Source organism: Vibrio sp. C8 (genome assembly GCF_054051265.1).
The window spans coordinates 110,605-124,722 of sequence record NZ_JBPAOE010000022.1; the positions used below are offsets into that span (position 1 = coordinate 110,605).

Here is a 14,118-nt window from a genome sequence, read left to right on the forward strand (position 1 = left end):
TTAGTTTGGATAAATCGTTTTCCACTCTTTCGCCATATCCACCACTGCCCAGCCTTTCGCTTTCGCTTCATCTAAGCCTTTATCTAAACGACCGATGTCAGATTCGCGATCGTACTTGTATTCACGTTTCTCGTCCGTGTGATGAATGTACATAGGGAAACGTAAGCCTTTGCCTGCGTAAGTCCATTGCAGCATCGCCAAATCACCGTCTGAGTTACCAAAAGCGGCAATAGGACGACGGCCAATACGTTCATAAATTTCCAGAGCTTTCACCTCTTTATCATCATTCACCAACACTTCTGGCAAACGTTTTATCTCTGGTATCCCGTTATTCATCACAAACTCAGTTTTAAAGGTTGAACCTACCACTTGCTCTGGTGGAATTCCATATACAGACTCTACCCAAGCACGCATAAATCCAGTACCACCGCCCGAAACGATAAAGGTTTTGAAGTCATTTGCGCGTAAGTAATCAAGCAGTTCCAACATTGGTTGGAAAATCATGTTTGTGTATTTCTTACCTGTGATTGGATGTTTCGCTGTCGCAATCCACTCTTTCGCAATTGCATCAAACTCTTCCGTATTCATACCTGTGTGAGTGGTATACAACACCTTCATCAGATCTTCTGTATGCAGGTTCTTAATATCACCTTTCAGCACGCTGGCAAACGGTTCTTCTGTCTGCCAATTAGGGTGCGAAGGGGCTAATGCTTTAATTCGATCAAGCGCAAACTGAATCTGGAAATACATAGGTTGCTCAGACCACAGTGTTCCATCGTTATCAAACGTGGCAATACGTTCAGCAACTGGAACAAAGTCTGGAGAGTCCGCATTCGTTACTGACTGAACAAACTTAATAATCGCTGTTTTTGAAGGACCAGTGTTCCATGAAGGAAGAGGGTCTTCAGCCGCCCAAGCAAAATTTAGAGAAGCTAAGCTAAACAAAATTGCTAAGGCATATTTTTTAAAATGAGCCAATTTCACGACGTTCTCCTTTATCAATATTTTTATAAACCAACCGAACATTAAGATGAGTGGAAACTGAAACATGCAACAACTAACTGTTTCGATTTTCCAACTCCGGCAACGCTTTGGGTATGATTTTTCTTCGTTTCACTTTGCGTTTTACATTCTGCCATAGCGTTGACATAACCATACGATTTGCGTCACCAGCTTGAACTTGCAGAGACTTGGTCTGTAAATGTTCGGGCATTATTTGAGTAATTGCCAAGCCGCCAGATGTCTTACGTACTTTTCTGTAAAGTAGGGTTCGAGCAAGTGGCCACTGCCCTTTAAATACCGATAAGTAATATTTTACCCATGCAGGAGAAGGATGCGTGCGATAGTAACGGCGAGCAGCAAACACCACCACGGAAAGCATAAACAAAACTAATGCCGTACTGGCGATTAGATAGCGATAGGCTTTTAGCCATGAGGCTAACGTGTGCTTAACATGTACTTTATATCCTTCAACCGTCACTTTTTCCAAGCTTTGCTTTTTCGAATTCCACCACCAAACTTCATAGCTTGGCCAATCAATGTCACCACCCTGCTGCAAAACATAAGTGAGGCTATCTTTACGGGTTGAAGTGTAACCATCACGACTTTGAGTATCCGTCAGTTCTGGTGGGTTAAGGTATCCCTGCCATGCAGAATTGACTGAATTGGTCATTACATTCGGCAATAAAACGGATAGCGAGTCTTGCGCTTGAATTTTAATCACTCGAGTGATGGTATCGCCGACTTTAGGTTCTTCAGAAGAAGCTTGCCATTCTTGTTTAATTGAGACATCACTGGCAGCAAACCAACGTTGTGTTCCCCCCAATTCAGCATTCGGCAGTTCAACTCTAAATTGCTGAGGAGGTGTCTCTAAAATAACTTTCTGCTTGCCGCCGTTTAAACCTGCAACTTGCATCTCAACAGAGACGGGGGGGACAACAAAATCACCACTTTTCTGCGGATACAGAACCACTTCCCACAACTGACTAGACCATGTTTGCCCTTTGTCACGCTTTGTCGAATTCACAGCAAAAGGGTTGCGACGTTTAACTAATACATCGGGTACTTCTAGTGCTGAAATCTTTGTGCCGGCGGTATACCAAGTGTTAGTAGACACTTCAATATTGAGGATGATCTGTTGCGTAGGTGCAAACACTTGCAGCTTATCTGTCGGTTTGTTGCCGAGCCACGCTTTCACTGTCACTTGTGTAGGCTGAGACTCCTCAGCGAGCGTCATTCCACTCAAAGTTAACAACAACACTATTGTTATTGCTCGCATAAATTCCGCAATGTGTCGCTGAGTCCACTTAATCATTTTGCGCGTCCTCTGCTCTGTTCACTTTAGTACCCGCTTGGTTGTACTGAATCTGAAATTTAGATTGCAAGAAGCGGCTTGGATCAGCTTCTACGCGCTTCAGCCACACTTCAGCGAGTTGCGGGTCACCTAAGATATCCTCAGCACTGAGCTTTTGTTGAATCATGTTTTCTTGCGCAGTGTTTTCATCAGCCCCATCTGCGGTTTGAGGTTGATCGTCAGGCAGTTCAATGGAAACCTCCTGATCCATATCCATGCTGTTGGCTTGAGACTCACTCATAATGTTTATTTCATCAATAATTGCAGTGATGACTTTAAGGTTGTGAGCGATATTCTCATGCAAAGTGCTATCAAGTTCGGTCAGTTCACTCAATTGCCTTAACAGAGTACGGGCAGCCACGTACTCGCGCTGTCTGGCCAGTGCACTGGCCGCATAATAAAACCCTTGTGGAGAGTTATCCTGCATAAAGGCAGAATGAGCCAGTTTGAATTCTCCGGCGTAGTAGTAAGCAATGCCTTTATTCAGAGGCTTTTGATAGTGAGCGGCCGCTTGCTTGTAATCACCTCGATTAAACAGACGTTGAGCTTGCTGATCGGGTGTCAGCCATAAATCCATCCACCATTGCTCGGTTTTGTCCCACAATGTCGTTTGCTCTGTTGTCACGCCGGTTTCGGCTTTACTTGAAACCATACCCGCAGCGTTCGCAGCGTTTGGCATAAGTGAAGGCATACTCACTACCAACACCAAGCTCCACTTCACTAACCAACCTTTGCGGAACCATAACAGCATCAGTAGTACTAATGGATATAACAAGCGATAACCTTCATCTTGCCAGGGCATAGAAGAATCACTATTAATCAACATAAAGCGCTCAATTTGGCTATTAAGTTGAGTAACATCAGCTTGATCAATACTCATTTCAATCAGCTTGCCATTAGTCTTTGCTGCAAGTGTGCGCAAAGAGGCCATATCCATCGGAGAATCAACAGTGACATCCGAATTACCGATTGCGAGAATCAGTAGCTGATAAGGCTTCGTTGCAAAATAGCGTTCAAAATCACTGACCGTATTAGCATCTACACCATCGGTCACTAATAGAACCGAATTGCCTTTGTTGGCTTCAATTTGTTGCGATAATAAAGGCAACGCCGTCTGAGGAGACTTACCTGCAAGTGGCATGATGTCAGGGTTTAACGCTGATAAGTAAGGAAGTATCACCTGATTATCTTTGGTGAGCGGCATCGCCACATGTGAGCTACCCGCATACACCATAAGTCCAGTTTTACCACCAGCGCGAAGCGCTGTTAAATCAGTGATCTTATGTTTTGCTCGCTCCAGTCGGCTCGGTGCGACATCTTTCTGCTGCATACTTTCGCTATTATCGAGCAGAATCATCAGTGACGCAGAATCCTCACCAAATGGCGAGGCCTGTCTTTGCCAAGCGGGGCCTGCACAGATCAGAACAGACAACACAAGCAACACCATAAGCATTTTGAGTGGCAATTGATTTGTCCAGCCTGAACGTTGCACGGTTAACGCACTGCGTAAATGAGGCGGAAAAAAAGCAAAGCGATTTTCGTCAGAACTCACCTTCCAACGCAAATAGAAAATCACTGCCAATGGTATCAAGGCCAGTAACCACCAAGGGCGTAAAAAATGAAACTGCAGCAGATATTGCCATTCCAGTTGCCAATCACTCATTTGGCACCTCTCTAATACGCTTGATGGAGAGTGCCCCAAACACCAACAGATGCATGACGACCAAAGCAATAATCAAATAATGATGAAGACTAATTTTAGGGCGATAAGTCGCCATGCTATAAGTTTGCGGTTCCAACTTATCAATAATTTTGTAGGCATCACTTAATGCTTGTTGATCAATTGCGGTAAACGAGCGCGCTTTGGTCAGAGCGGATACCCGCTCTATCACATTCATATCCAACGGTTGCTCACCGACAGTTTCAGGATCACCCATCGCAATCATATAGATTTTGATACCTTTGGCAGCGGCGATCTTGGCTGCATCAATAGGTTCAACGAAGCTGCCTGTATCGTTGCCGTCAGTCAGTACTATCATCACTTTTTGCTGCTCTGGGTCTCGGTTTTGATCAAATACTTTGATACCAAGCCCCATTGCATCACCTAAGTTCGTGCTCTGCCCTGCCATGGCAACATCAGACTCATTGAGTAAACTCAGCCACACGGAGCGGTCTGCGGTAAATGGCGTTTGTACAAATGCGGAATCACCAAAAAGAATCAAACCAAAGCGGTCGCCTTCGCGGTTAGCAACAAACTCTTTTAGCACCTGTTTTGCTGCTTGCAGACGCGTTAAGCTTTTCCCATCTGTTGTAAAATCTTGTTCTGCCATGGAGCCCGACAAGTCGACGACCACCATCACGTCTCGCCCAAACTCTTCTTTGGTTTGAACGTCACCCAAAATACTTGGGTGCGCCAAAGCCGTCACAATCAATAACCAGGAAATAAACAACGTGGCTTTTTGCCACCATTGGGAAGTAAGCAAACCGGCGGCTTCTCTTGGTGATTCGTTTAATGCTTCAAGAATCTGTGAAAAGAAAGGCACTTTAATTGCGATTTCTCGGCTGTGATAAGCAGGTACCAACCAGTACACCAACAAAGGAAGCGGCAACAATAAAAAATACCAAGGGTGCGCAAACTCGATACTACTCATGCTCACCTTCCGATATCACTTGATGCGTTTTGACCCAAACAATTAAGCCATTACGCAAATGGTCAAAATCTGGCTTCTCCAACTTGGAATTTTCGACGCATGCCAACCATTGTTGAACAATCTCGTCACGACGAAATTCCGCTTGTGAACTCTGGTAACTATCCATTTTCGACAATAGGCTAACGCCATATAAAGGCGCATTACGCTTGTCCAAATAAACCATGACTGCTTTTACAACCTTCAACATTTTGTAAGGCCAATGCTTGTCACTTGGTGCAATCGCTTGAAGTACGGTTATAGCTTCTTGACGATAGCGGTTATTCCACCAGTGTTTTACATAACGATAAATACGATAGACGGTGTACACCGCGAGTAAGGTAAAGACGATTTTCCAGCCTATCGTCTGAGGAAACCAACTGAATACTTCGGGTAGATCCACCTCACGAAGATTTCTGAGCATGTAGCTGTCTGGCGGCTTAGGGATCACTTCATTACCTCCAGATATTTGGCGAGCTCAACAAAGTGATCACCATGAGTACCAATTTCTATACAAGGCAGTTTTTGAGCAGCCATCAGTTTTTTCAGTTGTGCACGTTTTTCTTCATGACGTTGTTGCAAGGTTTCGTAAGCCTTTACGCTTTGTGTTCCTTGCTCTAAAGCAAACTGATACTCACCGTCTCCGATTACCCAAGGAGAACCCGAGTTATGAGTAGGCATAGACGACTCTAGAGGATCAGAGACAAAAACACTGATTACATCGTTGTGTTGATGCAAATATTGCAGTTGGCGAAGAGTCTGGTCATCCGCATCGGTAAAGTCGCTAATGATGATGAAAGTGGCTGATTTTAATTTCTTCGCCTGTAACGCTTTGAGCCAGAGGTTCATTCCAACAGTAGCTGAATTTTGCACCTCGACGTTAAGTTTGTGGTTGGCTTCCACCAGCTCATTCAGACCGAGCAAATAGGATTTACCGCCTCGTTTTGCAGAACGCCAGTGAAAACGTTGATGGTCACAAATAAGGAAACCTACGCGGTCATTCTGTGCTAATGCCATCCAGCCCATCAATGCCGTAATTTCAGCCGCAACCACCGACTTCATATGACTTACCGAGCCAAAATACATTGCGCTGCGTTGGTCAACGCACAGGATAATTTGACGATCTTTCTCTTCGGTATAACTACGGACGTGTGGCTTGCCGGTTCGTTGAGTCACTTTCCAGTCCATCTGACGAATATCGTCACCTTTTTGGTAGTGACGTAACTCTTCAAAATTCAGACCTCGGCCGCGAGCATGGGAATGATAGCGGCCTGACATTTGCGCGCGTGAGTAACGAGCACCCAATAAATTTATACTGGTTACGTGGCTTTGCGTACGATTGAGCTGTTTAATGTCAACGTAAATGCGTGGGTCTAAGCGATCTTGCTTATCATCCATATCAATTACCCAATATTGACGACGTCCAGTAGTTCCATCACTAAATCTTGCTGACTGATACCATCGGCTAGCGCTTCATAAGACAAGCTCAATCTGTGTCCCATCACCATTGCTGCCACGGCACGTACGTCATCAACAATGACATGGTCACGACCTTCTAACCAAGCAAGTGCTCGTGAACATTTGTCTAAAGCAATCGAAGCTCGAGGGCTTGCACCAATCGCAAGCCAGTTAGACAACTTAGAATCTGGATACTGATCCGGCTCACGTGTCGCCATCACCAAATTGATGATGTAGGTTTCCACCAGTTCGGACAGCTCAATTTTTGAAATTTCTCTACGTGCCTGAGAAATACAAGCAGGATCAATTGAAACTTGTTCAGTGCTTGACGAAAACCACTCACCCGCCTCTTCCTGACGCACTAAACGAATAATATCGCGTTCAGCACTGTGGGTTGGGTAATCGACACACACCTTGAGCAGGAAACGGTCCATCTGAGCTTCAGGCAGAGGATACGTACCTTCTTGCTCTATCGGGTTTTGTGTTGCCAAAACCATGAATAACTCGGGTAACGAGTGAGTCTCACCAGCAACAGTAATGGTACCTTCAGCCATAGCCTCAAGTAGCGCGGCCTGAACTTTTGCTGGAGCACGGTTGATTTCGTCCGCGAGAACAATTTGGTTAAATACTGGCCCCGGTTGAAAGTGCAGCGACGATTTACCGTCTGATTCTTGTAAAACTTCTGTACCTGTTACATCAGAAGGTAACAAATCGGGCGTGAACTGAATTCGGCCAAATGAAATAGACAGAGCATTCGCCAGCGCTTTCACAGAACGAGTCTTAGCGGTACCCGGTAAACCTTCCAGTAAGACGTGACCGCTACTGAGTAAACCAAGCAAGATACCCTTCACAACCGAATGTTGACCAACCACTTGCGAGTCTAAATAGTCTAATAATTTCACCACATCAGAGTGGGCTTGATTAGTCATATCGTCAGTTACTGCCATTGTTGTTTCCTACCAAGTCGTTTTGTCCAAGCCAATATGTTGTTCAATCTATTTGTTGTTTTGCCCAAGTAACACAGAAATGCCCGTTAAGATCGGTAACGAGTAATCAAAGAAGGCCTTAATGCCAGGACATAGATAGTTCAGTCCGTCTTCACCATCAGGCGTTTTCAAAAGGCGGTTTTTCGGGCATTCACCCCAACACAAATGGAGATATGGACACTCTTTACAATATTTAGGCAGAGAGTCACGTTTTGCGGTGCCAAAGGCTTGTTGTCGAACAGAGAACGCCATCTCATTCAACGGACGATCTTTAACGTTAGCGAGTTTGTATTCAGGGTAAACATAGTGGTCACAACTAAACACATCACCATTGTGTTCAATAGCTAACCCTTTACCACAAAATTCCGCAGTAATGCATAACTGAGCAGGTTTGCCCATCACCTGAGCCACGGCGGTTTCAAATAAGTTCACCAACACCCGACCAAGGTCGTTGTTCACCCACTCTTCAAACGTTGCAATCAGGAACTGCCCCCAATCATCAGCATCAACAGACCAGTCAGTCACTATCGACATTGGGTGGCCCGGTTTAGCCAATTCACTGCCAACAGTGGGAGTCATACTTTCGTTCCAAAACTGCGGCGCTGTGGTTTTAAAATCGCTTGGCTCTACAACAGGGTTGTACTGAATGTAGGTAACACCTAACTCCTGGGTAAGGAATCGATACACTTCGAGTGGATGTTTAACGTTGTGGTTATTGACTGTCACCAAGGCATTAAATCGAACACCATGAGCTTTCATGGTTTCAACCGCTTTCATCACCAAATGGAAGGTTGGTTTGCCGCTGCGTGTCACGCGATATTTGTTGTGAATCTCTTCCGGGCCATCGATTGAAAGACCAACGAGGAAGTTGTTCTGCGCAAGAAACTCACACCATTCATCATTAAGCAAAATGCCATTGGTTTGCAGGTCGTTCTCAATACGAACACCTTGCGGTTGATATTTCTTTTGCAAAGAGACGATTTGGCGGAAATAGTCCAGACCAAGTAGAGTAGGCTCCCCACCCTGCCAAGAAAAGACAACTTCTTCGCCATCTTGACTCTCAATATAGCTCTTAACAAAGGCTTCTAAGGTTTCATCATCCATTTTGGGTTGTTTTGGTTGATGAAGCAGATCTTCTTTGTGCAAGTAAAAGCAATATTGGCAGTCAATGTTACATTTAGCGCCACCTGGTTTTGCCATCACGTGAAAACGACGTTGGTATTGAGGTTTGTCACTTAAATCTTTATACGCTGACTTTAACGCCACGACATCCAGCATTGTTGAAGCGCGCATTGAGGTTTTTGTCATTTATACTTCCTTATTTCAAAATGGGCGCTCCTTAGAGCGCCACAATTAAACTACAGCAAATATTGTTACTTTGGAACGAAAGAACCCGCTTCCATACGTGGTGGGAATTCTTTGAACGATGCCATGATCTCGTTCACCTTCGCCGCTGCCGGAGCAATCAGATATGAGCGCTCATACATCCATTGGCCGTAACCAATACCTGTATCACCACGTTCAAATGGGTCGATGCTCAAGTCATACACAAATGGAACACGAAGCTTAGTCAAAGGTTTACGCCAAATATCTAAGCCAGTTTCGTTTTCTTGGATATTGAAATGGAACTTATATTTACCATAACGAAGTGCAAATAAGTCACCGTCATCACTCCAGTAAACGAATTCCTTACGTGCTGATTCTTCTGTCTTACCTGTGAAGTAAGGCAATTGGTTGTAGCCATCTAGGTGAACCTTATACGATCTACCATCAGCTTTTTTACCTTTCAGCAGTTCATCTTTCACTTTATCGTTACCTGCCGCAGCAACCAACGTTGGGAAGAAGTCTTCTAAAGAAACAATACCATTAAAATTCTTACCAGCTTCAATATGACCAGGCCATTTGATCAACATAGGAACTCGGAAAGCACCTTCCCAACCGGTATTTTTCTCACTACGGAATGGTGTCATACCAGCTTCTGGCCATAAGTTGATCATAGGACCGTTATCAGTGGTATATACAATGATAGTGTTGTCTTCGATACCTAAATCTTTAACTTTCTGCAGAATTTGACCAATTTGATCATCGTGCTGTTTCACACCATCAGCATAGAAACCGTGGCCTGTAGCGCCTTTGTACTCATCAGGAAGGTGAGTAAAATTGTGCATACGTGTGGTGTTAAACCATGTAAAGAATGGCTTATCCGCTTTTACCTGTTTCTCCATAAAGCCTTCAGCAGCTTCAAGGAACTCACCATCAACGTTTTCCATACGCTTACGAGTCAGCGGACCAGTATCTTCAATCTTACCGTCAGCGTATGAATGAATTACACCACGAGGACCGAATTTTTTCTTAAACTCAGGATCTTGCGGGTAATCCACATTTTCTGGTTCTTCTTCTGCATTTAAGTGATAAAGATTACCAAAAAATTCATCAAAACCGTGGTTAGTTGGAAGGTGTTCGTCTCGGTCACCTAGGTGGTTTTTACCGAATTGACCGGTTGCATAGCCCATTTCTCTTAGGATACTTGCAATCGTTGGATCTTTCTCAGAAAGTCCTTCTTTCGCACCTGGCAAACCAACTTTAGTCAAACCTGTACGCTTAGGCATTTGCCCAGTAATGAAAGCACTACGACCAGCCGTTGAACTTTGCTGAGCGTAAAAGTTAGTGAACTTAGCACCATCTTTAGCAATACTATCGATGTTCGGAGTTGTGTAACCCAACATGCCTTGGTTGTAAGCACTTAAGTTCCAGTAGCCAACGTCATCACCAAAGATAACTAAAATGTTTGGCTTATCTGCCGCGTATGCGGTCGCAGAAGCGGCTCCTATAGCAAGTGTACATGCATTTAGCAGCAACTTGCTCGAACGCTTTTTAGCACCTGTACTCATAAAGACTCCATTTGACGGTTAGTGAATTAGAAATGTCTATTCAAACATGCACATATCAAATTTAGACTAAACCTAATTTAAACGGGAAACAATCCACCTTTTGTTTTATAATTCATAAATCAAATTTATGCATGGTTGGATTATGGACCTCAATTTATTACGTACATTTTTGGTTGTTGCTGAAAACCTCTCGTATACAAAAGCAGCGGAACAAATGAACCTCACCCAGCCTGCTATCAGTTCTGCAATAAAAAGGTTAGAAAAAGAGTACGGGCAAACTTTGTTCGTTAAGAATGGGCGGGGCATAGAATTAACGACAAAAGGTTATCAACTGATACCATTTTTTCGTCAGGCTTTAGATATCATCGAAAATGCGATGCACATGCGAGAACACTTTAATGTCTACTGCAATGAAGCGATACTTCACTGCCTCTTGCCAATGGAGAACATTACTTTTACTGAATCTCCACAAGATAAAAGTGCCTTATTTGAACACATGCGTCAGCAAAAAGCCGATCTAATCATCGATACTATTTTGATGAAAGACAGTTCGTTCGTTATAGAAGAAGTGCATCGGGAACCTGTTGTTGTGGTTTGCCGAAAAGGTCACCCTAGAATTAAAGGAACAATAACAAAGCAGGAGTATTATCAAGAACTGCACGTCCTTAATTCCGCTATGTGGGAAAACCTGCGCGGATTTGAACAAATTACTCAAGAGCCTATTGAAGAAAGAAAAACCAATATCATTAGTGGGTCTATTGCAGGACTTGTCCTTCACGCTTCACAAAGCGACGCATTGGCATTTGTGAATCAGTCTTTTGCGCAAAAATGGGCAGATAAATTAGGTCTGCAAATTTTAGAGTGCCCAATCAAAACAGATTTGGCTCCCTATCATTTGGTCTATCACAAACGCGAGCTGAAGAACCCAGCCCACAAAGCTTTGCGAGAAAATATTAAACAGAAGCTAGCTAACTTTGAGTTCTAGCTTTCAGTCGAGTTCTCGCTTTTATTGGTATTTGACGTGCGTGATAACATAACGATCACGACCTTGTGTTTTGGCTTGATATAAAGCTTTATCAACCACTTCATAGATATCTGACAACGTTTCTCTACCCGTTGGAGTCACTGAAACGACTCCTTGAGAAACCGTGACAAAATTGGAGATGGTGCTGAACGCATGTGGGTAACACAACTTCCGCATCGCCATTTGAATTCGTTCAGCGGCAGTTTCACACTCTTCGTTATGAGAAAGCATGACCACAAACTCTTCTCCACCATAACGCCCAACATATTCACCGCTACGGCAAAACAATTTGCTGGCAACTTGCGCAATTGTGTACAAGCAGTGATCTCCCTCTATATGACCATAGTTATCGTTAAACAACTTAAACTGATCAACATCGAATAGGACTACTGTAAAAGAACCACCATGACGGCCATGCCAAGAGATCATCTCTTTGAGTTTCTCGTCCATAAAACGACGATTAAAAACTTGAGTTAAACCATCTTCATTGGCTTGATGCTGTAACACCCTGTTAAGTTCTTCCAGTTTAGCACTGGTACGCTTCAGTTCCCTTCTCATATTGGCAATCCGCTGCATCGCGAGAAGTTTAGAGTTCAGAACCAGTTTATCTACTGGCTTAATTAAGTAATCATCACCACCAGCTTCTATAGCTTGTGCGATAACCGCGGGTTCGTCATGCCCGCTAAGAAAAATGATTGGGACCCAGTCATCTTGGTAGCGAGAACGCAATTCCTGAGACAGTTGAAAACCGTCCATATCAGGCATAGAGATATCCAGTAACACCAACTCTGGGTCAAATTGTGGGTAAATTAGTAACGCTTCGTGGCCACTGGAAACGACCTCGACATTATGTCCAAGTTGTTTTAAACGAATCGCTAATTGCATTCTGTCTAGTTGAACGTCGTCAACCAACAAAATTCGCATCGAGGAACCGGAAGCTACCATGCTATTCTCGTTTTATTACAATCATATAGTTACGTATAGCATAACTTTCGCAGCCTTTCACCGCTTAATATTGAAAAGCTTATGTTGACATTTCACCCAAAATTTCTAGCATTACAGTTTTTCTTACCGAGAATTTTTCATGTCTGAGACAACTCAAAACGAAGTAACAACAGTGGACTTAGAAGCCATCTCTGCAGAGTTACGCCAAGTAATCGAATTCGACCAAGTACCAGAAGAGATGTACCAAATGGTGACATCTATTCACGAAGTTTCTGAAGAAGCGGTTCGTGAAGCTTGGGATGAACTTCCAGCGAGTGCGCAAAACATTTTGGACAATTTTGAGCAGTTTCATGCACTTATTTCTGTTAGCCAAGCGTTTGCAGGTATCAATGTGATGGAAGAATTTCCAAGCATTCAACTACCAAAAGATATGACAGAAGAAGACAAAGAACAGTACCGCGCTCAGTTGCTTGATAAAGTTCTTTTCGATTGTGTTAAAGACATGGCGAAACAGCTTAAGAAAGCTCGCCGTGACCCAATCCTGAAGCGTGATTTTAAAGACGTATTCGCTAAATAATTTAGCGTCATACACGCAAAAGCCCGCTAGCAATAGCGGGCTTTTTTATCTCTGAACTTTTTAAGTCTCACAATAATGTTCAAAACACTACTGCTGTTCTCTTAATTGCTCCAGTCGATTTTTCAATACAACAGGCAAGGTATAGAGAAGTAACAATCGAATCGCATGATTCACCATAACGAAAGCGGGTTCCAAACCAAGAAGCAAAGCAACAGCCGTCATTGCTTCCACACTTCCCGGCACCCAAGCCAACAGCACGACCACCCAGCTTAAGCCTAACAGATGTGATGCAACATAAGACGTTACAGCAGCAACAAACAAACCAATGATGGTTACAAACACACCCGCCTTTGAATAGGACATCGCCTCACGCAAAGTCGTTTCAGCCAAGCGTGCACCAATCAATGAACCGAGTAGTCCAGTGGCAAAAATTACGATGAACGACGGCACGGATAAATCTATCGTAGTGACATAGCTGTTACAAAAAGCAGCAATCACCAGCGATGCAATCATATACGGTGCTGGTATCCCAAATCGAAGCGAGAGCTTACCGCAAACCATACTTACGGCAATAACACCCGCGAGTAATGCCCACTGTTGCCAACCAATCATCGTATGCTCAATAGCTACGTCAGCGGTGGTATTTGAAATAAAACCCGCTAAAACAATCAATATGATCAATCGAACCGAGTGAGAGTACACCACTCTTGGTGACGGCTTATTTCCCGACTCGCTAATGACCAAAATGGCTGCCATGGCACCGGGGACAGCGCCAAGTAATGACTCAAATGGGTTCCATTTTTCTTTGTGGTGAAGCCACCAATAGCTGCAACTTGTTTGCAATATCAAACAGATAACTAAACCTAGAATTACCGCAGGATTCAAAGTATGGGAAAGTTCACCTAATGAGATCGTCGCGCCAACACTGATACCTAATATCACTTGGATAAACATCAGAAGTGAATTTGGAATGACGATTTGCACATTAAAGCGTTTTCTTAAAACAATAATTGCCGCAGCTGACATAAAAAGCTCAGCGAGAGGTATAGAAGACAGCAGCCCGATCGACGCCGACATCAATGCAATACCGACCATGATAGGTAAACTATACCTAGAAGAACCTTCAAACATACTTTTGTATTTACATCCTCTTTTCCCAAACAACTCCAAAGTAACTCCGGCGACTTGGATGGGAAT

The 14,118-nt window shown here is 43.7% G+C and carries 13 protein-coding genes; 2 read left to right on the top strand and 11 right to left on the bottom strand.

The genetic code is table 11. The features are described from left to right. From ACRQQK_RS11830 to ACRQQK_RS11870, 9 genes are all read right to left on the bottom strand, one after another. Complete coding sequence (locus ACRQQK_RS11830; RefSeq protein ID WP_457512350.1) at window positions 1-978, bottom strand: HAD family hydrolase; 978 nt, start codon at window positions 976-978, stop codon at window positions 1-3. A gap of 79 nt (window positions 979-1,057) precedes the next feature. Then, window positions 1,058-2,314, bottom strand: a complete 1,257-nt coding sequence (locus tag ACRQQK_RS11835) for a BatD family protein (protein ID WP_457511637.1) — start codon at window positions 2,312-2,314, stop codon at window positions 1,058-1,060. Further along, window positions 2,307-4,016 carry a VWA domain-containing protein gene (locus ACRQQK_RS11840; protein WP_457511639.1) on the bottom strand — a complete coding sequence of 570 codons (1,710 nt, stop codon included), beginning with the start codon at window positions 4,014-4,016 and terminating at the stop codon, window positions 2,307-2,309. The genes ACRQQK_RS11835 and ACRQQK_RS11840 overlap by 8 nt, the downstream gene beginning before the upstream one ends. Then, window positions 4,009-5,004, bottom strand: coding sequence for a VWA domain-containing protein (locus ACRQQK_RS11845; protein WP_457511641.1), 996 nt, complete (start codon window positions 5,002-5,004; stop codon window positions 4,009-4,011). Before ACRQQK_RS11845 ends, ACRQQK_RS11840 begins: the two co-directional genes overlap by 8 nt. Next, window positions 4,997-5,491 (bottom strand): DUF4381 domain-containing protein, encoded by a 495-nt coding sequence (locus ACRQQK_RS11850; RefSeq protein WP_457511643.1) that lies wholly within the window; start codon window positions 5,489-5,491, stop codon window positions 4,997-4,999. Before ACRQQK_RS11850 ends, ACRQQK_RS11845 begins: the two co-directional genes overlap by 8 nt. Next, window positions 5,488-6,438, bottom strand: a complete 951-nt coding sequence (locus ACRQQK_RS11855; protein WP_457511646.1) for a DUF58 domain-containing protein — start codon at window positions 6,436-6,438, stop codon at window positions 5,488-5,490. The genes ACRQQK_RS11850 and ACRQQK_RS11855 overlap by 4 nt, the downstream gene beginning before the upstream one ends. A gap of 5 nt (window positions 6,439-6,443) precedes the next feature. Beyond that, complete coding sequence (locus ACRQQK_RS11860; protein ID WP_457512352.1) at window positions 6,444-7,427, bottom strand: AAA family ATPase; 984 nt, start codon at window positions 7,425-7,427, stop codon at window positions 6,444-6,446. A 66-nt stretch (window positions 7,428-7,493) separates the two neighbouring features. Continuing rightward, window positions 7,494-8,792 carry an anaerobic sulfatase maturase gene (locus ACRQQK_RS11865; protein ID WP_457511649.1) on the bottom strand — a complete coding sequence of 433 codons (1,299 nt, stop codon included), beginning with the start codon at window positions 8,790-8,792 and terminating at the stop codon, window positions 7,494-7,496. 65 nt (window positions 8,793-8,857) lie between these two features. Then, window positions 8,858-10,375, bottom strand: a complete 1,518-nt coding sequence (locus ACRQQK_RS11870) for an arylsulfatase (RefSeq protein ID WP_457511651.1) — start codon at window positions 10,373-10,375, stop codon at window positions 8,858-8,860. A 142-nt stretch (window positions 10,376-10,517) separates the two neighbouring features. Here ACRQQK_RS11870 and ACRQQK_RS11875 point away from each other — a divergent pair, with 142 nt between their 5' ends. Next, window positions 10,518-11,360 carry a LysR family transcriptional regulator gene (locus ACRQQK_RS11875; RefSeq protein ID WP_457511653.1) on the top strand — a complete coding sequence of 281 codons (843 nt, stop codon included), beginning with the start codon at window positions 10,518-10,520 and terminating at the stop codon, window positions 11,358-11,360. A gap of 21 nt (window positions 11,361-11,381) precedes the next feature. Here the strand turns inward: ACRQQK_RS11875 and ACRQQK_RS11880 are convergent, their stop codons facing one another. Continuing rightward, window positions 11,382-12,344 (bottom strand): GGDEF domain-containing protein, encoded by a 963-nt coding sequence (locus tag ACRQQK_RS11880; protein WP_457511655.1) that lies wholly within the window; start codon window positions 12,342-12,344, stop codon window positions 11,382-11,384. Between the two features lie 139 nt (window positions 12,345-12,483). On the opposite strand from ACRQQK_RS11880, the gene ACRQQK_RS11885 reads away from it, so the two are divergent. Then, the gene (locus ACRQQK_RS11885; RefSeq protein ID WP_457511657.1) at window positions 12,484-12,921 is read left to right on the top strand and encodes a DUF3069 domain-containing protein; all 438 of its coding nucleotides are present in this window, start codon (window positions 12,484-12,486) and stop codon (window positions 12,919-12,921) included. Window positions 12,922-13,008: 87 nt separating this feature from the next. On the opposite strand, the gene ACRQQK_RS11890 is transcribed toward ACRQQK_RS11885, so the two are convergent. Beyond that, a complete protein-coding gene (locus tag ACRQQK_RS11890; protein ID WP_457511659.1) occupies window positions 13,009-14,052 on the bottom strand; it encodes an AbrB family transcriptional regulator in 1,044 nt (347 codons plus the stop codon). Window positions 14,053-14,118 lie beyond the last annotated feature (66 nt).